28 protein-coding genes and 5 tRNA genes are annotated in these 21,650 nt (G+C 41.7%); 15 read left to right on the plus strand and 18 right to left on the minus strand.

What is annotated here, in order from left to right; genetic code table 11:
* Positions 1 to 137: 137 nt before the first annotated feature.
* From EP57_RS11170 to EP57_RS11195, 6 genes are all read left to right on the plus strand, one after another.
* Positions 138 to 211: transfer RNA gene (locus EP57_RS11170), tRNA-Thr, on the plus strand.
* Positions 212 to 229: 18 nt separating this feature from the next.
* Positions 230 to 313: transfer RNA gene (locus EP57_RS11175), tRNA-Tyr, on the plus strand.
* 5 nt (positions 314 to 318) lie between these two features.
* Positions 319 to 393: transfer RNA gene (locus EP57_RS11180), tRNA-Gln, on the plus strand.
* A gap of 9 nt (positions 394 to 402) precedes the next feature.
* Positions 403 to 475, plus strand: a tRNA-Lys gene (locus tag EP57_RS11185).
* A gap of 200 nt (positions 476 to 675) precedes the next feature.
* The gene (locus EP57_RS11190) at positions 676 to 1,434 is read left to right on the plus strand and encodes an alpha/beta hydrolase (RefSeq protein WP_036086806.1); all 759 of its coding nucleotides are present in this window, start codon (positions 676 to 678) and stop codon (positions 1,432 to 1,434) included.
* On the plus strand, positions 1,431 to 2,126 hold the full coding sequence (locus EP57_RS11195) for a phosphatase PAP2 family protein (RefSeq protein ID WP_077916846.1): 696 nt from the start codon (positions 1,431 to 1,433) through the stop codon (positions 2,124 to 2,126). The genes EP57_RS11190 and EP57_RS11195 overlap by 4 nt, the downstream gene beginning before the upstream one ends.
* Positions 2,127 to 2,169: 43 nt before the next feature.
* On the opposite strand, the gene EP57_RS16870 is transcribed toward EP57_RS11195, so the two are convergent.
* The 3 genes from EP57_RS16870 to EP57_RS11205 form a co-directional block, all read right to left on the minus strand.
* A complete protein-coding gene (locus EP57_RS16870; RefSeq protein WP_114982765.1) occupies positions 2,170 to 2,331 on the minus strand; it encodes a lmo0937 family membrane protein in 162 nt (53 codons plus the stop codon).
* Positions 2,332 to 2,396: 65 nt separating this feature from the next.
* Positions 2,397 to 3,335 (minus strand): NADP-dependent oxidoreductase, encoded by a 939-nt coding sequence (locus EP57_RS11200; protein ID WP_036086808.1) that lies wholly within the window; start codon positions 3,333 to 3,335, stop codon positions 2,397 to 2,399.
* Between the two features lie 22 nt (positions 3,336 to 3,357).
* A complete protein-coding gene (locus EP57_RS11205) occupies positions 3,358 to 3,780 on the minus strand; it encodes a MarR family winged helix-turn-helix transcriptional regulator (protein ID WP_052167651.1) in 423 nt (140 codons plus the stop codon).
* Between the two features lie 182 nt (positions 3,781 to 3,962).
* Between EP57_RS11205 and EP57_RS11210 the strand changes: the two genes are divergently transcribed.
* On the plus strand, positions 3,963 to 4,622 hold the full coding sequence (locus EP57_RS11210; protein WP_114982768.1) for a potassium channel family protein: 660 nt from the start codon (positions 3,963 to 3,965) through the stop codon (positions 4,620 to 4,622).
* Between the two features lie 98 nt (positions 4,623 to 4,720).
* Positions 4,721 to 4,793, plus strand: a tRNA-Ala gene (locus EP57_RS11215).
* Positions 4,794 to 4,842: 49 nt separating this feature from the next.
* Here EP57_RS11215 and EP57_RS11220 read toward each other — a convergent pair.
* Positions 4,843 to 5,067, minus strand: coding sequence for a helix-turn-helix domain-containing protein (locus EP57_RS11220; RefSeq protein ID WP_036086810.1), 225 nt, complete (start codon positions 5,065 to 5,067; stop codon positions 4,843 to 4,845).
* Between the two features lie 140 nt (positions 5,068 to 5,207).
* On the opposite strand from EP57_RS11220, the gene EP57_RS11225 reads away from it, so the two are divergent.
* The 3 genes from EP57_RS11225 to hemQ all read left to right on the plus strand — a co-directional run bounded on the left by EP57_RS11225 (position 5,208) and on the right by hemQ (position 7,782).
* Positions 5,208 to 5,945: an NADPH-dependent oxidoreductase gene (locus EP57_RS11225; RefSeq protein WP_036086813.1), complete on the plus strand. Its 738-nt coding sequence runs from the start codon at positions 5,208 to 5,210 to the stop codon at positions 5,943 to 5,945.
* Positions 5,946 to 5,957: 12 nt separating this feature from the next.
* Positions 5,958 to 6,911, plus strand: coding sequence for a mannose-6-phosphate isomerase, class I (manA, locus tag EP57_RS11230; RefSeq protein WP_036086814.1), 954 nt, complete (start codon positions 5,958 to 5,960; stop codon positions 6,909 to 6,911).
* Between the two features lie 115 nt (positions 6,912 to 7,026).
* On the plus strand, positions 7,027 to 7,782 hold the full coding sequence (gene hemQ, locus EP57_RS11235) for a hydrogen peroxide-dependent heme synthase (protein ID WP_036086816.1): 756 nt from the start codon (positions 7,027 to 7,029) through the stop codon (positions 7,780 to 7,782).
* Between the two features lie 44 nt (positions 7,783 to 7,826).
* Here the strand turns inward: hemQ and EP57_RS11240 are convergent, their stop codons facing one another.
* Positions 7,827 to 8,795, minus strand: a complete 969-nt coding sequence (locus EP57_RS11240) for a hypothetical protein (protein WP_036086817.1) — start codon at positions 8,793 to 8,795, stop codon at positions 7,827 to 7,829.
* Between the two features lie 12 nt (positions 8,796 to 8,807).
* Complete coding sequence (locus tag EP57_RS11245; RefSeq protein WP_036086820.1) at positions 8,808 to 10,604, minus strand: HSP90 family protein; 1,797 nt, start codon at positions 10,602 to 10,604, stop codon at positions 8,808 to 8,810.
* A 229-nt stretch (positions 10,605 to 10,833) separates the two neighbouring features.
* Here EP57_RS11245 and EP57_RS11250 point away from each other — a divergent pair, with 229 nt between their 5' ends.
* On the plus strand, positions 10,834 to 11,601 hold the full coding sequence (locus EP57_RS11250; protein WP_036086823.1) for an ABC transporter ATP-binding protein: 768 nt from the start codon (positions 10,834 to 10,836) through the stop codon (positions 11,599 to 11,601).
* On the plus strand, positions 11,588 to 13,522 hold the full coding sequence (locus EP57_RS11255) for an ABC transporter permease (protein WP_036086826.1): 1,935 nt from the start codon (positions 11,588 to 11,590) through the stop codon (positions 13,520 to 13,522). The genes EP57_RS11250 and EP57_RS11255 overlap by 14 nt, the downstream gene beginning before the upstream one ends.
* Before the next feature lie 194 nt (positions 13,523 to 13,716).
* On the opposite strand, the gene EP57_RS11260 is transcribed toward EP57_RS11255, so the two are convergent.
* From EP57_RS11260 to EP57_RS11275, 4 genes are all read right to left on the minus strand, one after another.
* The gene (locus EP57_RS11260) at positions 13,717 to 14,145 is read right to left on the minus strand and encodes a hypothetical protein (RefSeq protein WP_036086828.1); all 429 of its coding nucleotides are present in this window, start codon (positions 14,143 to 14,145) and stop codon (positions 13,717 to 13,719) included.
* 244 nt (positions 14,146 to 14,389) lie between these two features.
* Positions 14,390 to 14,665 carry a TfoX/Sxy family protein gene (locus tag EP57_RS11265; RefSeq protein WP_036086830.1) on the minus strand — a complete coding sequence of 92 codons (276 nt, stop codon included), beginning with the start codon at positions 14,663 to 14,665 and terminating at the stop codon, positions 14,390 to 14,392.
* A complete protein-coding gene (locus tag EP57_RS11270; RefSeq protein WP_036086832.1) occupies positions 14,650 to 14,889 on the minus strand; it encodes a zinc ribbon domain-containing protein in 240 nt (79 codons plus the stop codon). The genes EP57_RS11265 and EP57_RS11270 overlap by 16 nt, the downstream gene beginning before the upstream one ends.
* 11 nt (positions 14,890 to 14,900) lie before the next feature.
* A complete protein-coding gene (locus EP57_RS11275) occupies positions 14,901 to 15,485 on the minus strand; it encodes a TetR/AcrR family transcriptional regulator (RefSeq protein ID WP_036086839.1) in 585 nt (194 codons plus the stop codon).
* A 152-nt stretch (positions 15,486 to 15,637) separates the two neighbouring features.
* Between EP57_RS11275 and EP57_RS11280 the strand changes: the two genes are divergently transcribed.
* Entirely contained in the window at positions 15,638 to 16,051 is a 414-nt protein-coding gene (locus EP57_RS11280; RefSeq protein ID WP_036086840.1) for a VOC family protein, read from the plus strand.
* Positions 16,052 to 16,142: 91 nt separating this feature from the next.
* Here the strand turns inward: EP57_RS11280 and EP57_RS11285 are convergent, their stop codons facing one another.
* The 8 genes from EP57_RS11285 to EP57_RS11320 form a co-directional block, all read right to left on the minus strand.
* Entirely contained in the window at positions 16,143 to 16,466 is a 324-nt protein-coding gene (locus tag EP57_RS11285) for an Imm59 family immunity protein (protein WP_036086842.1), read from the minus strand.
* Positions 16,466 to 17,974, minus strand: a complete 1,509-nt coding sequence (locus EP57_RS17195; RefSeq protein WP_241480724.1) for a TNT domain-containing protein — start codon at positions 17,972 to 17,974, stop codon at positions 16,466 to 16,468. Before EP57_RS17195 ends, EP57_RS11285 begins: the two co-directional genes overlap by 1 nt.
* Positions 17,974 to 18,264 (minus strand): hypothetical protein, encoded by a 291-nt coding sequence (locus tag EP57_RS11295; protein ID WP_036086844.1) that lies wholly within the window; start codon positions 18,262 to 18,264, stop codon positions 17,974 to 17,976. Before EP57_RS11295 ends, EP57_RS17195 begins: the two co-directional genes overlap by 1 nt.
* Before the next feature lies 1 nt (position 18,265).
* Positions 18,266 to 18,484, minus strand: a complete 219-nt coding sequence (locus tag EP57_RS11300; protein ID WP_036086845.1) for a hypothetical protein — start codon at positions 18,482 to 18,484, stop codon at positions 18,266 to 18,268.
* 369 nt (positions 18,485 to 18,853) lie between these two features.
* Positions 18,854 to 19,228: a DUF423 domain-containing protein gene (locus EP57_RS11305; RefSeq protein WP_036086847.1), complete on the minus strand. Its 375-nt coding sequence runs from the start codon at positions 19,226 to 19,228 to the stop codon at positions 18,854 to 18,856.
* A gap of 18 nt (positions 19,229 to 19,246) precedes the next feature.
* Positions 19,247 to 19,528 (minus strand): DUF5327 family protein, encoded by a 282-nt coding sequence (locus tag EP57_RS11310; protein WP_036086849.1) that lies wholly within the window; start codon positions 19,526 to 19,528, stop codon positions 19,247 to 19,249.
* Complete coding sequence (locus EP57_RS11315) at positions 19,525 to 20,124, minus strand: sugar O-acetyltransferase (RefSeq protein WP_277619747.1); 600 nt, start codon at positions 20,122 to 20,124, stop codon at positions 19,525 to 19,527. Before EP57_RS11315 ends, EP57_RS11310 begins: the two co-directional genes overlap by 4 nt.
* A gap of 92 nt (positions 20,125 to 20,216) precedes the next feature.
* A complete protein-coding gene (locus tag EP57_RS11320) occupies positions 20,217 to 20,591 on the minus strand; it encodes a DoxX family protein (protein WP_036086854.1) in 375 nt (124 codons plus the stop codon).
* A 191-nt stretch (positions 20,592 to 20,782) separates the two neighbouring features.
* On the opposite strand from EP57_RS11320, the gene EP57_RS11325 reads away from it, so the two are divergent.
* A complete protein-coding gene (locus EP57_RS11325) occupies positions 20,783 to 21,649 on the plus strand; it encodes a Cof-type HAD-IIB family hydrolase (protein WP_036086857.1) in 867 nt (288 codons plus the stop codon).
* Position 21,650: the final 1 nt, after the last annotated feature.

A 21,650-nucleotide genomic window follows, 5' to 3' on the forward strand; every position in this document is an offset into this window, starting at 1 on the left:
GGGGCTTAGCTCAGCTGGGAGAGCATCTGCCTTACAAGCAGAGGGTCAGCGGTTCGATCCCGTTAGCCCCCACCATTCATCTGTAATTGTTAATTAGGAACAGTTCTCTTGGGCGGTTAAACAGTGTTTGCTGTTTTGCCAACTTAGCTCAATCTGGTAGAGCAACTGAATCGTAATCAGTAGGTTGCGGGTTCAATTCCTGCAGTTGGCATTTGAAACGTTTTAATATGGAGGGGTAGCGAAGTGGCTAAACGCGGCGGACTGTAAATCCGCTCCTTCGGGTTCGGCAGTTCGAATCTGCCCCCCTCCACCATTTATTGGGCTATCGCCAAGCGGTAAGGCAACGGATTTTGATTCCGTCATGCGTTGGTTCGAATCCAGCTAGCCCAGCCATTATTTTTAGAGCCGTTAGCTCAGTTGGTAGAGCATCTGACTTTTAATCAGAGGGTCGATGGTTCGAGCCCATCACGGCTCATTTCAAAAAGCAATTGATTAAAAATCAATTGCTTTTTTTTGTTGCTTCTATTAATGTGTTATTTGCGCGTTCCAAAATGGAGGATAGCCAAGAAACTAACCGCTGTGTCTTATGTTAAGCCCTCTTTGTTTTTATTGCTGGTTGTTGGCCTACTTATGCTATAATAGGCGTAAATCTGCTTTACAGGGAGGAAAATTTTTATGACAACTTTTTCATCACATTTTTTCTCGGCAGCGCTTGAATTGCGTACTTCTTTGCAGGTGTTTATTCCTGACCAAGTCGATGAGGATAAGCCTATGCGGTTATTGTATTTGCTTCACGGGCTTTCTGATGATGATACTGCTTGGCTTACGAATACATCGCTTGTTCGTTATGCGGAAAATCGAAATATTGCTATTGTGATGCCGCAAGTTCATCGTAGTTTCTATACGGATATGCGGATTGGCAATCGCTATTGGACGTTTTTGTCTGAGGAGTTGCCTTCGCTAATTCATCGTTGGTTCCGCTTGCCTACTGAGCCTGAGAACACTTATGTTGCTGGGCTTTCGATGGGCGGATTTGGTGCGTTAAAATGGGGGCTGAACTATCCTGAGAAATTTGCGGGAATGGCTTCGTTGTCAGGGGCGCTTGATTTGGTTGCGCTTCGTCATCAGCGGCCGGAAATGGAAGTGGAGATGGTGCCTACTTTTGGGAGCATCGAGGATATGGAGGGTTCGATGAATGATTTGGTTGCTTTGTTGCCTAAGGTGGCGAACCGGGATTGGAAACCGCGTGTGCTGCAGCTTTGCGGGACGGAAGATTTTTTGTATGCGAATAATCTTGGTTTTAAAGCGGCGATTGAAAAAACGGATTTTGCTTACATATATCGGGAAATACCTGGGGAGCATAATTGGAAATACTGGGATCGTGAAATTCAGACGGTGCTTGATTGGATTGATAAAAAAGGAGATTTTGCATGAGTCATACTAGAAAAAATGCCACGGTTTTATTTACTTTAAGTGCTGTGACGGCGATTGGATTTCTTGTTTTTCTGATTGGCGTTGCAACGAATGCTCGTTTTATTGCTCGGTTTGATACGTATTGGATCGATATTGTTCGTGTGAATATTTCTACGACCAAGACGGATGTCATTGCTTTTATTACGAATTTTGGCGGTGTGGGGGCGATTGTTATGATGACGATTGCGCTACTGCTGATTTTTATTTTCTTGAAGCGTTACACGATTGCGATTTGGTTTGGTGGGACAGTTTTGATTGGTGGTGCGCTTTTGCCGTGGGTTATTAAACAGATTATTGCTCGGCCGCGCCCTACTGATATGCTTGTTTCGCAAGGTGGTTATAGTTTTCCGAGTGGACACGCGACGGGTTCAACAGCGTTTTATGGGATGATTGCGGCGCTACTTATTATTGCACTTTCTAAAATGTGGCATCGGATTGTGATTGGAATTGTCGCGTTTTTAATTATTTTGACGATTATGTATACGCGGGTATATCTCGGTGTGCACTATCCGTCAGACGTTACGGCTGGGCTATTGCTCGGCAGTACCGCAGTGCTTGCTTGTAGTGCCCTGTTTCTACTTTACAGCCAGTCTTGTCACCGCTATTTGCTTTCGCGAAATTGGAAAGATGTTTATTTGAAAAAATTAGAATGAAAAAAAGGCTATTCTGTCAGCAATGGACAAAATAGCCTTTTTGTTATTTCCGCTTATTTCGAGCGCTTTGTATCAAGTTCCAAATAATTAAAATCAGAACGACAACTAATAAAAGGTTGATTAACGCTCCACCAATGTGGAAAATTAGCCCGATAAGCCATACCGCGAACAGGATCACGATGATTCCCCAAATAATTCCTAGCATGTGTAACCCTCCTCGAATTATGCCATTGTTATCTTTACCACAATAAAAACAAGTTCAAACATTTTTTATTCAAAACGAACAACAATTTTTCCTTTTGCGTGGTGTGTTTCGCTTAGTGCGTGTGCGTCATAGACCCCTTTTGCGGAGAATGGGAATGTTTCGCCGACAATGGCTTTTACTTTGCCTGATGCCATTAGGTCTGATATTTTTTGCAGTTGTTCGCCGTTTGGTTGTAGCCAGATGCTTTTTGCTAGGATGTTTTTGGCTTTGGCTAGGTCTTGATCTGGTTCTGATACGATTGAGATTAGGCGTCCTGTGCCCTCTTTTAGCACTTGGAAGCTGTCTTTTTGGATGTCGCCGCCCATTGTATCAAAAGCGAGGTCTATGTCTGTTAGAACGTCTGCGAAATTGGTTGTGCGGTAGTCGATTACTTCGTCAGCGCCTAGCTCTTTTAGGAACGCAGCGTTTTTCTCACTTGCTGTTGTCACGACATAGGCGCCAGCGTTTTTTGCCAGTTGAATCGCCAATGTGCCGACACCACCAGCTCCTGCGTGAATAAGGACTTTCTCGCCTGCTTGCAAGTTGCCATGATCGAAAAGTGCTTGCCATGCTGTCAGGCCTGCTAACGGGATGGATGCGGCTTCTTCAAATGATACGTTGTCAGGGATTTTAGCGAGCAATGGTGCGTCGACCACTGTATATTCTGCGTATGTTCCAAAACGCGTCGTCTCTGGTCTTGCAAATACTTTGTCACCAACTTGCCAATCGGTTACGTCCGCACCAACTTCGGAAATAATGCCAGCCGCGTCCCAGCCAAGGATAATCGGAAATGGCCAGTCCATCATTTGTTTTAAGTAGCCTTCGCGTAATTTCCAGTCAATTGGGTTAATCGATGTAGCTTTCAGTTGAACCACGACTTGTCCTGCGCCTGCCTTCGGATCTGCAACGACTGCGTCTTTTAGCTCTTCTTTGCCACCATAATTTTCAATAATAACTGCTTTCATTTTAAAATTCCTCCTCTATCTCTTATTTCATATTGCGCGACATTCGTTCTAGCAAAATCGTAAAATCCGCTAGTTCTTGTTCGGAAAAACCGCTTAATAACCGTTTTTGAAAAGCTTTTTTCTGTTCGGTTAGGACGGTTAGCTGATTTGTGCCTTGTTCTGTGAGGCGTATAAAAGTTGCTCTCCGGTCTGGTGCTTTTTTCTGGCGGGTGATGAAGCCGTCTTCTTCTAGTTTTCGCAAATGCCTTGTGATTGCCGCAGCGTCAAGGCCGAGTGAATGTTGAAGTGCTTGCTGATTCTGCTCGTTTGCGCAAGAAATCTGATGAAGTAGCTCGACTTTTGTTGCGCTCATTTGTAATGTTGCTTCGAAGGTTTGATTCATGTTTTTGCATAGGCCGTGCATTTGTGTGAGTAGTTCTGCGCGCTTGGAGCAGTCATCGGACATTGGTTTTCCCCGCCTTTCTTATTAATTGATACGTCAATTATTTTACGCTTTTGAGATTTGGTTGCAAGTTATTTGCTTGTGGTGGGGAGAAAATATTGCTTGATGTATGATATTGGAAACTATATAATAAACTAGAAAAGCAGTTACAAATTTCAAAAAAGACAACAAGGAGAGAAATTGCTGTGGCTAATAAAAATTATAAATTATGGTATGAAATAGGCATGTTTTCATTAGTTATCTTATCTTTATTTACACTTCCCTTTGATAACTTATTCGTTCAAGTTTTAAATTTTATCATATGGTTTATATTTCTTTCTGATTATATCTATTTTTTTATTAAAGCACCTGAGAAAAAGAAGTATGTACAAGAACATTGGATCGAATTAATTGCATTGATTCCTTTTGATTCTGTATTCCGCGCCTTTAGAGCACTCAGATTGTTGAGATTGACTAGTATAGGCAGTAGGTATTTCACCCCTGTTTATTCATTTCTCAAAGAAAAAAACTTACATAAGGTGTTCATTGCATTATTAATTTTATTACTCATTATTCCTATCCCTATATTTATTTTAGAGCCTGGTATAAACTCTTATTCAGATGCTTTTTGGTGGACGATAGTAACAGTGACTACTGTAGGCTACGGTGATTTATCGCCAGTAACTATTTGGGGGCGATCTATCGCAGGCATCTTAATGCTTTTAGGAATTGGCATTATCGGAGTTGTTACTAGCATTACTACTTCCCTCTTTATTTCAAGTGAAAGAGATGTATCAAAGATTATAGCAGACATTGAGAAGTTGAACGAAGATGATAAGGATAAACTAAGACGTTATTTAAATTGAATATTTATCTGATGGTAGATTTTGATTCCTATTATTATGTGAAGAAACTAGGTTTGACAGTCTCAAATCCCTTGTGCTACAATAATCCTATCAAATTCGGGGTGTTAGCTCAGCTGGGAGAGCGCTACGCTGGCAGTGTAGAGGTCAGGGGTTCGATCCCCCTACGCTCCATTCGAACGAAAAAAGGAAACTGGACGGCAACACATCCAATTTCCTTTTTTTATGTATACGGGCGGTATTTTCTGCGCAGTTCGCTTTGTTCGCGTTTTCTTCGTTCCACGTCGTCTTTAAAGAATAAGCTGATTTTGCCTTTTTCGATGCGGTCTAGTTTGCCTCGTTTGACTAGGGATGATAGTGCTTGTTTGGAGATGCCTAGGAAGACTGCGGTTTCTTCAGTGGTTAGGAAGTATTTTTCTAGGAGTACGAGGGCTTTCTTTTTTTCCACGAGTGGGTCACCTTCTTTCTACTTTCTTATTTTACTGGATTCGGGGGTTTCTTTTCAAGTGTTGGCCTTAAAAAGCTTTATTCTCATTCGAAAAAAGGCTATACTTAGTTTGTTACGATTATTGAAATGGGGGTTTTCCTTTGAATTCGATTATTGATCATTTGAGGAGTCATCGGTCGTTTCGGAAGTTTCAGACGGACCAGGTGATTCCAAAAGAACAGTTAGACGCGATTATTCGTGCGACGCAATGTGCTCCTTCTTGGATTAATGGGCAGCAATATTCGATTATTGCGGTGCAAAATCCGGAACGGAAGCAGAAAATGGCGGAGTTATGTGGAAATCAGCCGTACATAGCAGAGAGTTCTGTTTTTCTTGTGTTTGTTGCCGATTTTTATCGGACGCATTTGGCAAGTGAAACGCATGGTGGGTCGTTAACGGCAGTGGAAAATGTGGACGCTTTACTTGTTGGTGCGACTGATGTTGGGCTGGCTTGTGAAAATGCGATTATTGCTGCGGAATCTTTTGATTTAGGTGTTGTTTGCATCGGTGGGATTCGGCGCAATATGGCGGATGTGATTGATTTCTTGCAACTGCCGAAATATGTTTTTCCGGTGGTTGGGCTTTGTATTGGTTATCCGGATGTGGAAATGCCGATTAAGCCGCGCTTTCCGAAAGAAGCGGTTTATTTTGAGGAGACGTATCAGACGGATGTGACGGATGCTATGGCTGCGTATGATGAAACGATTATTCCTTTTTCAGCGCGTGAAGGTGGTATTTCTTGGACGAAGCGGGTCTCTGCTTTTTATGACAAAGACTACTACCCTTCGATTGCGGAGACGTTGAAACAGCAAGGTTTTTTGATGAAAGATAAAAATTAGGAGGCTACTATAATGACAAAAGCTTTATTTTTAGATTCTGTTTTTCAAGATCGAATTTGGGGAGGTACGAAACTGCGTGACTTCTTTGGCTACACGATTCCATCGGAGACGACTGGCGAGTATTGGGCGATTTCGGCGCATCCGCACGGTCCTTCTACGGTAAAAAATGACGCGTATAAAGGCAAAACGTTGATTGAGCTTTGGGAGCAAGAGCCTGCGTTGTTCGGTAATCCGAAAGAAGCGGTTTTTCCGTTGCTTACGAAAATTTTGGACGCGAATACGGATTTATCGGTGCAAGTTCACCCGGATGATGCGTATGCAAAAGAGCATGAGAATGGCGAGCTTGGTAAGACGGAATGTTGGTATATTATTGACTGTGAGCCTGGCGCTGAGCTTGTTTACGGGCATAATGCGACGTCGAAAGAGCAGTTGATTGAATGGACGCGTGACGGTAAGTGGAGCGAGTTGCTTCGTAAAGTGGCGATTAAGCCGGGTGACTTTTTCTATGTGCCGAGTGGAACGATTCATGCGCTATGTACTGGGACGCTAGTTTTGGAGACGCAGCAAAGTTCGGACACGACGTATCGTGTGTATGATTATGATCGTGTGGATGACCACGGCAACAAGCGTGAACTTCATTTAGGCAAAGCGATTGATGTGACGACAGTTCCGCATCATGATGCTGTTTTAGATATTAAAACGGAAACGACTGGGGCGCTTACGAAGACAACGTTTGTAGATAGTGACTTTTTCGCAGTGTACAAATGGGACATCAACGGTAAAGCGGATTTCACGGCTACAGCGCCGTACACGTTGGTAAGTGTTCTAGATGGCGAAGCGACGCTAACCATTGACGGTGACACAACGCCAATCAAAAAAGCGGATCACTTCCTACTTCCTAACACGTGCAAAAACTGGACAATCAACGGCAAAGTAAGCTGCATCGTGTCTACGCCAGCTAAATAATTTGGAACAGAAGCCTTCACATTATTGTGGAGGTTTTTTTCACAAACAGGTGTGGGGACAGTTGGCTTCATGGTATGTTACAATTTAAATATTACATAGAGAGGAAGTGCTTTATATGAACGAAGCAGTTAAAACATTAGATGGCTGGTTCTCGCTACATGATTTCAGATCGATTGACTGGCCTGCTTTTCGCGAGGTATCTCCTGCTGACCGCGATTCTATGCTCAATGAATTACAAAATTTCTTAGGAGACATGGATATCACGAAAAAAATGGGCGAAGGGGAACACACAGTTTACTCGATTTTAGGTCAAAAAGCGGACTTGCTTTTCTTCACGTTGAGACCGACTTTGGAAGGCTTGAATGAAGTTGAAAACCAGTTGAACAAACTGCGTATCGCGGATTACTTGCTCCCTGCTTATTCGTACGTTTCTGTTGTGGAACTTAGCAATTACTTGGCGAATCATATGGCAAAAGGAGAAGATCCTTTCCAAAATAAACATGTACGTGAGCGTCTGTATCCTGAATTGCCTGCTCGTAAACACATTTGTTTCTACCCAATGACGAAAAAACGGAATGGCTTGGATAATTGGTACATGTTGCCGATGGAAGAACGCCAAGCGATGATTCGTAATCACGGCGCGATTGGTCGGACATATGCCGGTAAGATTAAACAAATTATCGGTGGATCCATTGGTTTGGACGATTTCGAGTGGGGCGTGACGCTATTTGCGGACGATGCACTTGATTTCAAACGAATTGTAACCGAAATGCGTTTTGATGAATCAAGCGCGCGATTTGCGGAATTCGGCTCATTCTTAGTGGGAAATTATGTTGCTCCGGACGAGTTAAGTCGTTTCTTTAGAATCTAAACGTAAAAGAGGAATCCAAACGCGGACTCCTCTTTTTTGTATGCTTATTTTGCTAATCGTTCGCTGTAATAGCTATTTTCATTACGAGCATCGAATTTCGCGGTTAGTTCTTCAGTCAATTGAATCAAATCTTTGTCCACCTCTGCATCGAAAAACGGGAATGCCGCTTGCAAAAATAATAATTTATCCAAGCCACTTTCAGATGCTAGCGCGGTTTCTTTGTTGATCGCGATAACATCTTTGGCTTTCTCATGCTGCCCTGACAAGTTTAAATATTGAATCATACTTGCCATCGGTGGAATTAGGCTTGATTTTTTCTCTACTAACGGGTAGCCTTTCTCAAAGCATTGTTGCGCCATTTCTAAATCGCCGGTTTTGAAATACGCAATGACGGTAAAACCATAGGTCAAATGCGGTACTTCTGCACAGCTTTGTTTGCCAGTCACGATTGGTTCAGCTTTTTTGAGCGCTTGTTCGTAGTCTTCCATGAAATAATGATAGTGCACGACATCGTTTGTTTCGCATGCGCCGCAGTCATTCATGTAGTCGGATTTCGCTTTTTGCCATTGCTCGAAATAGGCCTCTGCTTTCGCCCTATCCCCCATCCGCATCGCGCCTAATGTCGAAACTTTGTAGTAAGGCCGCAAAGAATAGCCCCGCTGCTCAAATTTCACTTTCATATCATTTAAAAGGGCATCGATTTGCGCTTTCGAAACTTCGTCAAACATTGGGACATGCTCGGCAATCCATTTATATTTCCACAATAAATCAAAACCGTCCACGTCCGGACAATCTTCCTCAAACTTCTTCACGAGCCAACTAAACGCTTGCAGTTGCTTCTTCGGAAAACCGACATAAAGGCATGTATCAATCAGCATATCGCGTGCCTCAATGCCATTTGGTATATCATTATACATGTCAGCACCTAATATCGCTTGCTCCAAAACTTTTATTCGCGCTGGGTCATCATCTCTCATTTGCCAAGCGGTTTCTAAATCCTCTAAATAATTCATGTTTGCTGCCTCCTATAACATTTCTAAAATGTGTATCATATTTTTATTCATCAAGTCCATTTCGGCTTTTTTCAGTGGATAATGACCGAGCAGTAACGCTTGAATATACAAAACGTTCACGATCACTGTTAGCGTCTCCGCTGTTTTGTTCGACGTGAATAAGCGCTTAATTAATGGGTTATCCAAATTCAAATAAAGATGGGCTAACGGTGCTGGGGCTTGTTCCTGCTGAATACTCGCCAAAATATCGCTAAATACCGCATTGCTTTCCTCTTTGGCACGTTCTAGTTCGCGTGAGCTTTGCGTGGCCGCCGAATGAATAAAAATAACTGGTAACGTCGCCGGTTCAAAATGCTTCATTTCTACCGTCACATCGAATTCTGCCATCCGCTTGTTCATGTCAGTAATCGTCACGCCATACATCGCCTCTTCTTGCGCCGAGACTGGCATCAACTTTTCCGTCATGTCTTCTGGATCAATTAACACGAACGATACAGCCAAGTCAAGTGACGCTAGTTCCTGCAAAATCGGCGTATCATACGAATAACCGCCATTAATCAGCGTCATGCCACTCGCACGCGCAATATCCGTGATTTGTCTAAAGTCATCGACCGAGTACGTATAATAAATCGTGTCCGTCTGCTCCATGATGTCCGCCAATTTCTCCTCACCGCGCAACGTCCGAAACGGCAAATAAGGATAAATCAACCGCAAAAACTTTGCATCATCACTCGCCAACGCCTTAAACCCAAGATAATGCGTCCGCAATAACTTCTCCAGCGCCTCATCAGACAACATCTCAATCCCCGTCTTAAGCGCCTCTCCAAGCTCCGTCGAAACCTCTTTTAACCGCTCATTTTTATAAAAAGATTCCCGTGAAGCAACCGGTTGCAATTCATCCGTCCAAATCACACAATGCGTAAAAAACGCCCAGTCTGGCACAACATCCCGCGCCTCGCTCGTCACAAACATATTGTTCAAAAACACCGTTTGCCGTCTCACCGCGTTCATCTGCACCGTATACGGAATAATATAAGCGATTCCAAACGTGCGCGCCGACTCATTCTCAATCAAGAAATAATCCTCAAAATGCGTATCCAATACCCGCTCCCCAAACGCCAGAATCTCATCCCGCGATTTCCCGACAAGCGCCCCCTTATCCGCAAACGTCCGCGTCCAGTCATTAATCACGCGCTCCTCGCCATGAACCTCCATCGTGATCGCACTTTCCAACGAAGCCCCGTATTTCTCCAGCACCTCCGCGAGCAGCGACTCGTCATAGCATTCCTCATGCCCGTCAAGCCCTTCCCGCAATCGCAAAAACACCTGCGTCCCAGGTTCCCGCTCCAGCGTTCCAATTTTCCGCACCGAATACGTTCCATCTGCCTTTCCGCGCCATTCCGTCGTCGTTCCTTCCTTCTGAGACGTCGAAATCATCACAATTTCATCACTAACGATAAAGCATGACAAAAGTCCAATTCCAAATCGACCGATAAAATCGTTGGCTTGATTTACGAAATTTTTCTCACCTTTAGAAGAATTCGCGATTGTAGCCAGAAAAGCATGCACTTCAGCTTCTGTTAATCCGATTCCATTATCCTCTACAATTAATGTCTTGGCATCATCCCCACCAGAAAGCGACACGTGAATGTTTCCTTCTATCATAGGTTCGATTTTTTTCCTAGCTCGAATCGCATCTGTGGCATTTTGCAGTAATTCACGAATATAAACGTCTTTTTCATCATATAAATGATTAGACAATATATCAATCATACCTGATAAGTTGACTTGAAAACGATTTATATACATCTGTTTTGCCTCCTGAACAATAGGTTTGTTATAGCATATACCAAGAAGTATACACTGATTTCACTCGCATCACAATCCACTTTTAGGATATATCAATCTAGCCTTTTCTTACATTCTTGCATGACAAAATTGTAAGTAATACGTCCCATAATGTCATATTAGCGAATGGAACGCCTGCAATATTACCTGTAGACTACTAGTATAAGTTAATTTTTTAGGAGGAGTTTACATGGAAATCGTTCTACATGCAAAAAATGTTCGTAAAGTCTACGGCATTAAAGGTAATGTATACACAGCTTTAGATAATATTAGTTTAGAAATCGCAAAAGGAGACTTTGTTGGGATTATGGGGCCAAGTGGTGCCGGGAAATCCACATTGCTAAACGTCTTTTCAACCATCGACAAACCAACATCCGGTGAAATCAAAATCTCAGGTCAGGAAATAGAAACAATGAACGAGCAACAAATGTCGACTTTCCGACGCGACCAACTCGGTTTTATTTTCCAAGATTACAACTTACTAGACACATTAAGCGTGCGAGAAAACATCATTTTACCGCTTGCGCTAGCCAAACACCCAGTCAAAGAAATGGAATCACGCCTTGAAAAAATCGCCGATACATTCGGGATTCGCGAAATTCTAGACAAATATCCAAATGAAATTTCCGGCGGACAAAAACAACGGACAGCAGCGAGCCGTGCCATTATCGCTAATCCAAGCCTGATTTTCGCAGATGAACCAACTGGTGCACTTGATTCGAAATCAGCGACGGATTTACTAGAAAGTTTAAAAGACTTGAATGAGCGCGAGCATTCGACAATCATGATGGTAACACATGACGCTTACGCCGCTAGCTTTTGCAAACGAATTTTGTTTATTAAAGATGGTGCTATCTATACAGAAATTTATCGCGGAACGAAAACGCGTAAAGAGTTCTTCCAGAAAATTCTTGATGTGTTGGCGAAATTAGGAGGGGACATGAATGACGCTATTTGATTTAGCAAAAAAGAACATCAAACATAATTTTATTCACTACTTCCTTTACTTCGCATCGATGATTTTCTCAATTATGATTTATTATACATTCGTGTCACTGGCGCAAGACCCCGCGGTTATTGCCCGAATCGACAAGAGCGCCAAACTTTCAACAGCTTTTGATGCTTCGTCAATCGTACTTATCATTTTCGTCGCCATCTTCATTTTATATTCGAACCATTTCTTCACACGCAAACGCAAAAAAGAAATCGGCCTGTACTCCCTACTCGGTCTTCGCAAAAAAGAAATCGGCCGAATGCTCTTTTATGAAAACTTCCTGATGGGGCTTGGCGCCTTGGTTATCGGGATTGCACTAGGAACATTGATGTCAAAACTATTCGTCACCATTTTGCTCAGTGTGATGAACATTGGCGGTGTGAGTAATTTCGTCTTCTCAATCGATGCTGTGATTAATACGGTGGTCATTTTCCTAATCATTACGCTCGTAACATCATTCACCGGCTACCGCATCATTTACCGCACAACACTTCTAGACTTATTCCATTCCGAAAGCAAACGCGAAAAAACACCAAAAAGCAATATCTTCTTGGCACTACTATCCATTGTTTTAATCGCTATCGGCTATGTTATCGCGCTACAACCACTAGATTCCAAAGCCTCCATTTGGGCAAAACTTGGATTCGGACCTGGCGCACTTGTTATTTTGGTCACCGTCATCTTAGGAACCGCACTATTACTAAGCAACTTCCTGCCATTCCTACTAGGCCAAATTCGCAAAAACAAACGGATTTTCTATAATGGAACGAATATTATTAGTAACTCCCAACTCTCGTTCCGCATCGCATCAAATGCTAGAACACTCGCCGTCATCGCGATTTTGAGTGCAACAACACTAACAGCAATCGGCGCAATCGGCAGTATTTATTACGGCGCAAACAAAGATGCGGGTACGAGTTACCCAGCAACTTTTGAATATCATGTGGTTGATGAGAAAAGTAACGAAGAAGCCTTGCAATTAGTCAAAGACAGCAAGACAACACCGATGACAGGCAACCAAGAAACCGTCGTGAATTACGTCAAAGCAACAAGTGACCGCGAAATGCCTGTAGAATATGGCCCAGAAGAAGGATTCGCCATTCTTAGTCAATCGCAATACAACAAGCTTCTCAAACTAGAAGATAGCGACGTGAAAAAAGCCAACCTGAAAGACGACGAAGCCATTCTCATCGCGCCAACCATCTCGTACTCAGCTGAGACTGAGAAAAAACTGAAAAACCAAAGTTTCACATTAGAAAACAGTACAAAACAAAAAGTGACACTAACAGATGCACGACCAGAATCACCATTCAGTACAATTTTTGGAGTACTCATTGTTTCTGACGATGTTGCTTCAACAATAAACAGCGCCAAACCAACAACCGTCCAGTCGATCATGACCGAATCACCAAAAGAAGGCGTAGCACTCGGCGAACAAATGCAAAAAATCCTTCCAGAAGACGCCATGTTCACAAGCTACCCGAACGGTTATGAAGTAATTATGAGTACAACTGGCGTACTTCTATTCATCGGCATGTTCATCGGACTTGTATTCCTTGCAGCGACAGGTAGTATCATTTACTTCAAGCAGCTAACCGAAGCATACAACGATGTTCCGACATACGATATTTTGCAGAAAATCGGTTTAGACCGCAAGCAAATTCGCAAAACTATCGCAAAACAAGTTCTCGTCATCTTCCTTGTTCCGCTGATTTTAGGAATTGCGCATAGCTCGGTGGCACTAATTGCCCTGTCGAATATGCTGCAGATGGACCTGACTTTACCGGTTATTATGACGACAGGAATTTACACGTTGATGTTCATTGTGTATTACTTCTTGACGGTGAATACGTATACGAATATTGTGATGGGTAAGAAAAAATAGAGGGAGGACAACTCAGTGTTGAAGCAGTTTGCTTTGGTGCTGGGTTGTTTTTTCTCGATTTTACTATGCATCTTCCAATTCATTCATGAATAAATCCATTTAGAACCACTCTAATTCCCACAGAACGAGAAAAAGCACCAGCCAATAAAATGACCAGTGCTAACTATTTATAATTTGCGCTCCATTCCAATTTCCTAACTCATGTGTGCGCCCTTAGCCGCATATCCCGAAATAAGTCCCTGCAAAGAAATACCTTCCATTTTTCGAAATTTAAGTATCGTTTCAAACAGATCCTCTTTGGTGCAATCCAGCGACCCTTTCAAATAATGAATAAATAAAAACTCAATTATTGCCGTATAAAAGCTCGTATGATTGGAAACAATATCCTCAAGACTCGTCTCCATATCAAACCGATCTTCCCCAATTTCCACAGAATTCGGAACAGCATCTAAATTCGCCAAAGCGTGCTTGCAAAGAAGAATAGACTCATTGCGATGCGCCTCCATGTAGCCCGGAATATACTTTCTTTTCTGATATTCCTCCGACTCCACATAATACGTACTAATCCAATAATTCACCGCTTCCTCCACATGAATATTTAAAAAGCCCAAAACATTCGACATATCAATCCGCCCCTTCATAGCCCTATATTTCTCGACGACCAAATAACTGAGTCAAATAGGGAGTTAGTCTCCATTACAATTGCCTATTCGCAAAAAATGACACAGCAAATTCTCTATCACTCTTATTTCTGTATTTTACAAAATAAATTGTTTTTTTACAAATTTTAAAGATGCACGCGAAAAAAACCGCTAAGCCTTTTAGGAAATAAGGTTTAGCGATTGAAGCAGCATTTCTATTCAACTATTAAGTTGTTGGTTTCACTTCTTCATAAAACTGTCGGAGTTCTTTTTTTGTAGACGACGATAACTGATGCCAGCGTATGTTTTGAATCGCGCCTTCCAGTGCAAATAACATATTAACACAAGCATCAGGATAGCTAAGCAACGCCTTTTCAAAAGCAAGACAGGCACCATATCGCTTTAGTTCTTGCGGTGTTTCAATTCCAGCTGCACGAAGCCGCGTAGCGAGGACATCACCAATGTTCGGCATTTCTTCTAATGTTATTATTGATTCTGCCATGCCGGTAAACCTTTCAATTGTTCCGCAGCCACTTTCTTTGCCACATCCTCATTTAGCCCTTGCGTTTTGATGACAAATGCAACCATGCTTTCTAATTTCTCATCATAGGTTTGCATGCTGCCATCCTCATGGGCACAGTGTTTACAATAGTCTTTGCTTTCATCGCCTAACGGATAATCCTCTTTTTCGCGTAACGGCATACCACATGCAATACAATTCTTCATGCGAGTCCCTCCTAAATTTTGATTAAGCTATAAAAGTGTGCCACCAGTTCGTCAGCGTGCGTAGTCAAGACACTGCCAGCTGGTTGAAATAAGTCCTGGTTGGCTATGTAGTAATGCAACAAGCCAATCCATGTATTGAAAAACAAATACGGTTCCATCTTTTTTATGCGGTGCTGTTCCATCGCTTGTTGTGCAACAAGAAAAATATAATTGGAAACAATAGACTGCATTTCTAAGTAGATTAATTGTGCCGATTCACTCAATAGTGTGCGTTCAATGATGAGATGGCGATACAATGCTTCATGCTCTTGTAACAACTCTATGTGCCATGTTAACATGAAACGAATATCATCTTTAACCGCTCTCATCTGTTGATATACTTGATTCCCAAACTGCTCTCTTAACTGTTGAATAATCGTACAAATTAATTCGTCCTGCGATTGAAAATGAGTAAAAATAGTTCCTTTCGCGACACCTGCATGTTGGGCGATTTGCTCCATTGTTACCGCCAAAAAGCCATGTTCAGCGTATAAATGATGCGCACTTTGAATTAGTTTGCTACGCGTTTCCTGTTTTTGGATTGCTCTTTTATTCAATTAATGACCCTCCAGTCACTGACTATAAGGTCATTATAATTCGATTCAACTACTTTGTCAAGAAAGGCAACGTATCCAGCTACACTTTTTTATAGATTTATTCCATCTTTTCTGCTATGCTGATAAAGCAAAAATGAAAGGAGCCGATGGATATGGCCAAGACAATATCGTATTTAACTTTTAGTGGAAACGCAAATGAAGCAATTGATTTTTACCAAGCAGCATTCGATGTAGAAGTAACAATGAGGAATTTATATAAGATGTTACCGAACTTTTCCGGTGATGAAGCGCATGGTGAACTTGTAGCACACGCCCGTTTAGCAAAAGATAGTGTTGAGTTATTTTATGTTAGCGATGCTCCCAACGGCGAAGTAGTAATCGGTGACCAAGTGTCCGTTACATATTTTGTCGACAGCAAAGAAGCCCTTGAAAAAACCTTCACATCACTTTCGAAAAATGGCGTGGTAAAGATGGAAATTCAAGAAACTGGCTGGGGTGTTAGTTACGCGGAAGTAACGGACCAGTTTGGCGTGAATTGGAAATTGAATTTTCAGAAGGACGCATGATTTCACTAGGATTTTGATGCAAGGCATGAATGAATTATATTTTAAAACACCGATCAGCAAATGATCGGTGTTTTAGCTCATATCTTAAGCCCTATTTATCCCACAATGGGCAAGAATATTCAGGCGGCTCTCCATCTCTTATCCGTCTGCGATTTGTTAAAATTCTACTCTGCATGATGTTTAAAAATTGGTCCATTGCGTCGAATGGGTTTTCAAATGTATATTTCCCCATCACACTAGCACGGTCAGCTGTCATATAAACTTCAAAACTATCTTCACTTTTTTCCATTCTTACTTGGTATTCTTCCCTGTCGTTTTCTTCACCTTTAAAAATGGAATACCGCAACGTTTCGTACCCTAATAAATGAATATCATCCTCTAATAACGCTTTTACCTCATTTATATCATAATTCATTATTTAACCTCCTTCAAAAGTCCTAATTTTTCATACCAGTCTACAACAGTTCCTAATTGAATTTGAGAACCACCGCCTGCTCCAAAAACCTCTGCAATTTTACCTTGTTGTGGGCTTGCGATATCTTCAAAAGTAAACTTATAATCTTTCATGGATTCTAAGAGTTTCCTTTGGTTCCCCATATCCAGCTTACCAAACGCCTCTTTAACATTTTCTAAATTTATATCTTTCATAACTTTGTACTGATAATAAGGCTTTACGCTTTCAGGGTAGGGTAATCCTCTAGTATCGTACTCTAATATTTTGCCGTTTTCAACAGGACTTGTAAATTTACCAAACGGATCACCATATCTGTCAATAACCTGTCCAGCCTTCAATTTCGCATCAAACGTAATAGCTTTTCCAGCGCTATCAACAACAAACCCATCTGCTTTTGGCCACTTTATATTACCCGATTCATCCAAGTACTTAATCGAGCGAACAAGAGCTCCATTTTTAGATTGATATGCTATTTCTCCGTTTGCTAAACTGATTTTCTTCGGCGTGAACGGCTTTGCAACTGCTCCAAGTTCATCACTCAAGGCATTTACTTTAGAATTTGTATTTATTTTATTTACTTTTTTTATCTTCCCTAAATCATTAATACCTTTTGTAATTCCAAATAAACTAGCAAACAAAATTGTACTACTTGCTAGACCATAAGCATCCCCTTTTTTATAGGGCTCTAAATAGCTTTCTACAATACCATTCCAAAACATGCCTGCCGTTCCTGATGGGTCGCTTTTTAAATTTTTCATCAGCATAGCGATACTTTCTAGATGCTTCTCTGGATGTTTCAAGCTTTCTATCGCTCTTTTTCCGAATCCGAAAATAGAATCTCTTGTAGATGCGCCGATTTGTCGCACTTTATTCCGATCATATTGGCGATAATCTTTCTCGATTTCAGAAGCGTGTGCGTGATCCATTTCCATCAACCGTCGCATGTCTTGGCTAATTCGGTGCAATCCTTCGCCTTCTTCTTGCTGTAATTGCGTCAACTTTTGTCTCAGGTAATCATCCAAGTCTTCCATCAACCCTTGATTATGGCGCATGACCCAAAGCTCGTCTGGATCATCTGGCAAGGCTCCAATACTCGGTTGCGGCACGCGAAACACATCACTTTTAGCATGATCTAAAATATCACGCTGGGTTTCTGCCAGCCTTTGAAGTCCTCGGGCATCGACCAACATATCCCGATTCCGATAGGTCGGACTGTCAATCGATTTAAGATCCGATACATAGCTTTCCAGGTACGTATAAAGCTTCGTCACGGTTCCTCGTTGCCGAGAAATATCGTCTCGGTGGGCGCCGAATTCAATGGAAAGGGCATCCGCTAATTTTCCTTTTTGTTTCCCCACTGCATCTTGGACATTCACCAGAACACTATCCAGCGTTTCTAAACTTGCCTTCATTTTGTGCAAAGATGTCAGCACTTCCTCCAATTCCCCTATATTTAGTTTGAAATCCATTAGCCTTTGCCTCCTAACTTCGCATCTGTTTCTATAAATGCACTTACCGCTAGTTGGCTATCAACAAAAGCCTGCTTTAATTTTGTAAATTGGTCCGCTTTTATTTCTGTCACCAATCCTTCTTTTACTTCGATATAGCGTGTCATAAAATCAGGGGTGACTTGCTTATTCAATTTATCCATGGTGTGTTGGATGCTTGTGGCTTCGGCTTTAAAATTTGCTACTGCTTGCTCTCCCATTTTTAATTGCTTCAAAATCCAAGCGGTGTCTATATCAATTTGCGTTGACATATCATATCTCCTTCCGTAAAGCATTCTCTGTCTGCTCACAGTAGGAAATCATGTCTTTGGCTTCCGCTTCTATTTGATTCAGCCTATGTATCATTTTCTCCTCTATTTCGTGGTTTTCATCTTGAATCCCGTTTTTCCTATTTTTTAGACCGTCTACGATGCTCTCTAAAGTATGCTTTCTAGCAGATATCGCATGCCGAACTTGTTCGTAATGTGGCATAGGACACCTCTTCTCATGTTAGTATCTTCCACCTCTGATTATAGCAAACCTCGCTAAAATAAAAAAGTCCTCGAAAACTAACTCGAAGACTGCAAATCTATATTCCAATTAATAATGCTGCACAAAAAAAATCGCTAATCCAGCTATCCGAGCGGGTTTAGCGACTAAAAGGGAGTTTAAGGTAAGAAAGACTCTCAATTACTAAAAAGGGAGAAAAAGTAATTAAGATGTCGTTGCTTACATGTATAGTACCCCGTTAATTTAAATTACAATCCTCTTTTTCAATATTTCTTTGTTAAAGTTTGATAACAAAAATTACCACGTATTGACCAAAAGTCCGAAAACCGTTCTCCCATAGGCTTTTTTATATTACAAAATACTTTTTTCTTTGGCTACTGCAATGATGAAACATATCCATCCTGCAATAAATGCCACGCCGCCAAGTGGTGTAATTGCGCCGAGCACGGAAATTTTTGTAATGCTTAACACATACAAACTTCCCGAAAACAACACGATTCCTGTGGCAAATAAGTAACCTGCTGTGCGTAACAAGCCACGGTTCACTTTGCCAAGAAGCAGTCCGACAATCAGTATCGCCGTTGCATGGAACATCTGGTATTGCACGCCTGTCTCATAAGTCGTATGATAGCTGCCCAACGTTTCTTTCAACGCATGTGCCCCGAAGGCTCCAATTCCAACTGCCAAACCTGCAAAAATTGCGCCTAAAATCAACATTTTCTTCATTATAAATTATGTTCCCCCTTAAAAATCTAACAAGGAATCACCGTTCGCGCCGTCATCTGTTTCGATTTTCTGACTTTCAAGTGATGTCGGTTTTGATATTGGCAACTCACCAGTCATTGCTTTATATTCTAAATCACTGCTAAATGTCTTTGGTATTTCTTGTTTCGCACCACGTATTACTTCTACCAAAACTGCTAAGCCATGCAAATGTAATTGCTTCTCTTGTTCGGATTTCGCTATTTTTGCTTGTTGTAATTCCTGCTCCATTTTGGCAAATAGTGCTTCGTCGGATACTGTCATCCTTCGCTTCCTCCTTGTTCGCCTAGTTCGCGAATGACGCGTGCTGGATTTCCTGCAACGACGGTGTTTGCCCGAACGTCTTTGGTCACAACGGAACCTGAGCCTACAACGGCATTGTCGCCAATCGTTATTCCGGGATTAATGACGCTGCGTCCGCCAATCCAAACATTATTACCAATCGTAACGCTTTTCGCGTATTCAAGACCGCTATTACGTTCTACCGCGTCCAATGGATGATACGCCGTATAAATATGCACACCCGGTGCGAACATGCAGTTGTTCCCAATCTTAATCGGCGCACAATCTAGCAATACGCAATCGAAATTCGCATAGAAATCGTCACCAACTTCGATATTATAGCCGTAATCGCAACGCACATTCGGTTCCATGTACACATTTTTACCGACACGACCTAATAAATCACGAATATGTACTTCTCGTTCCTCTTTATCACTAATCACCGCATTAATCGCCGCACATGCATGTCTCGCGCGGTCACGATCTGCCACTAATTCTGGGTCCCCTGCATGGTATAACTCACCGCTAATCATCTTTTCGCGTTCTGTCATCATTACCTGCCACCATCCTTTTCTCATCTTCTCCTTCCATTATACTGGTTTTAACTAAAAAAACCTACCTAAAAAAGCCCCATTCAAAATTCTCCGTTTGAACAGGACTCATCTTTTTATTATTTGTCAGATGGCATAAATTGAAATACTTTCTTCAGTGGGCTTGTAATCAATGTTACGACTGCCAATACGACCAACACAAACTCAGGCTCAAAACCACCCAAAAAGCCGTCGGAAAGTTTCACAGTCACAATTGCCACACCTAAAATCCCAATAAATAATGCGGAAACATAAGGCACTAACACGCCAAACGCAAGCGCCAATCCGCCGACCAATTCAATACTTGCCACAATATATCCCATAAACCCTGGAATTCCTAAACTTTCGAAAAACTGTACTGTTCCGCCAATCCCGTTTGTGAATTTTTGTAGTCCGTGTAGGAACATCAATCCACCTAGTAAAATCCTAACAATTAAAATCCCGTATTTATTCATTTTGCAAAACTCCTTTGTCTGTAAGATGGGTTCATTATCCTCGAAAACTATATCCTACTGATTAACTAGGTATTAAATTTTTATTAAATCTGCGATGTTAAGCGTATACAGTTAGAATTTTACTTACTGCAATTTTCATAAAAAAGTGATATTCTAGTGGTGTAGGCAAGAAAATGGGAGGATTATAATCTATGATAAAAGTAATTGCTTCAGATATGGACGGCACACTGCTCAACTCGAAAATCCAAGTGGATGAAGAAGGCGTGAAAGCAATCGAACAGGCTCGCGCAAAAGGAATTCATTTTGTTCTCTGCACTGGACGGATGTATGACGACGCAACACAATTAATCAATCACGCGAATCTTTACGCTCCAGCAATTTGCATGAATGGCGCTGAAATTCGTGATGAACACGGTAAAATCCTGAAACAAATCCCAATTGACACCCCGTCGGCACGATACACGTATAAAGTTTTAGAAGATTTGGGTATGTACTGCGAATTTTTCACAGACATTGGTCCGATTTCGCCGAATAAAGACAAGGGAATCGCGCTGATGAAAGATATTCAACGCAAAGCCCATCCTAATTTTACAGCGGAGGAAGTCGAGCAATATGTTATCGAACGCTTTGAAAGCAAAGATGTGCATGTGATTGATGACCCAGAACGCATTTTTAATAATGATGAAATTACGATTTTGAAATTCATCGCTTTCTCGTCTGACCAAGCGGTGCTCAAAAAAGCCAAGGATACGTTGGAATCAGAAGGCAATCTGGCAATCAGTTCTTCGTTTTCTGATAACATCGAAATCACGCATATCGACGCGCAAAAAGGGCTTTCTTTACAATATTATGTAGAACGCATGGGCATAACAATGGACGAAACGTTTGCAATCGGCGATAATTTTAATGACGTCTCTATGCTAAAAATGGCTGGATACAGCGTCGCAATGGGAAATGCCGAAGCCCCTATCAAAAAACTTGCGAAATACCAAACCGACTCCAACGACGAACATGGCGTAGCAACGGCAATCCACAAAATGCTTGAAACAAATAACTAAG

It is taken from the genome of Listeria booriae (assembly GCF_000766865.1).
GTDB classification, from domain to species: Bacteria; Bacillota; Bacilli; order Lactobacillales; family Listeriaceae; genus Listeria_A; species Listeria_A booriae.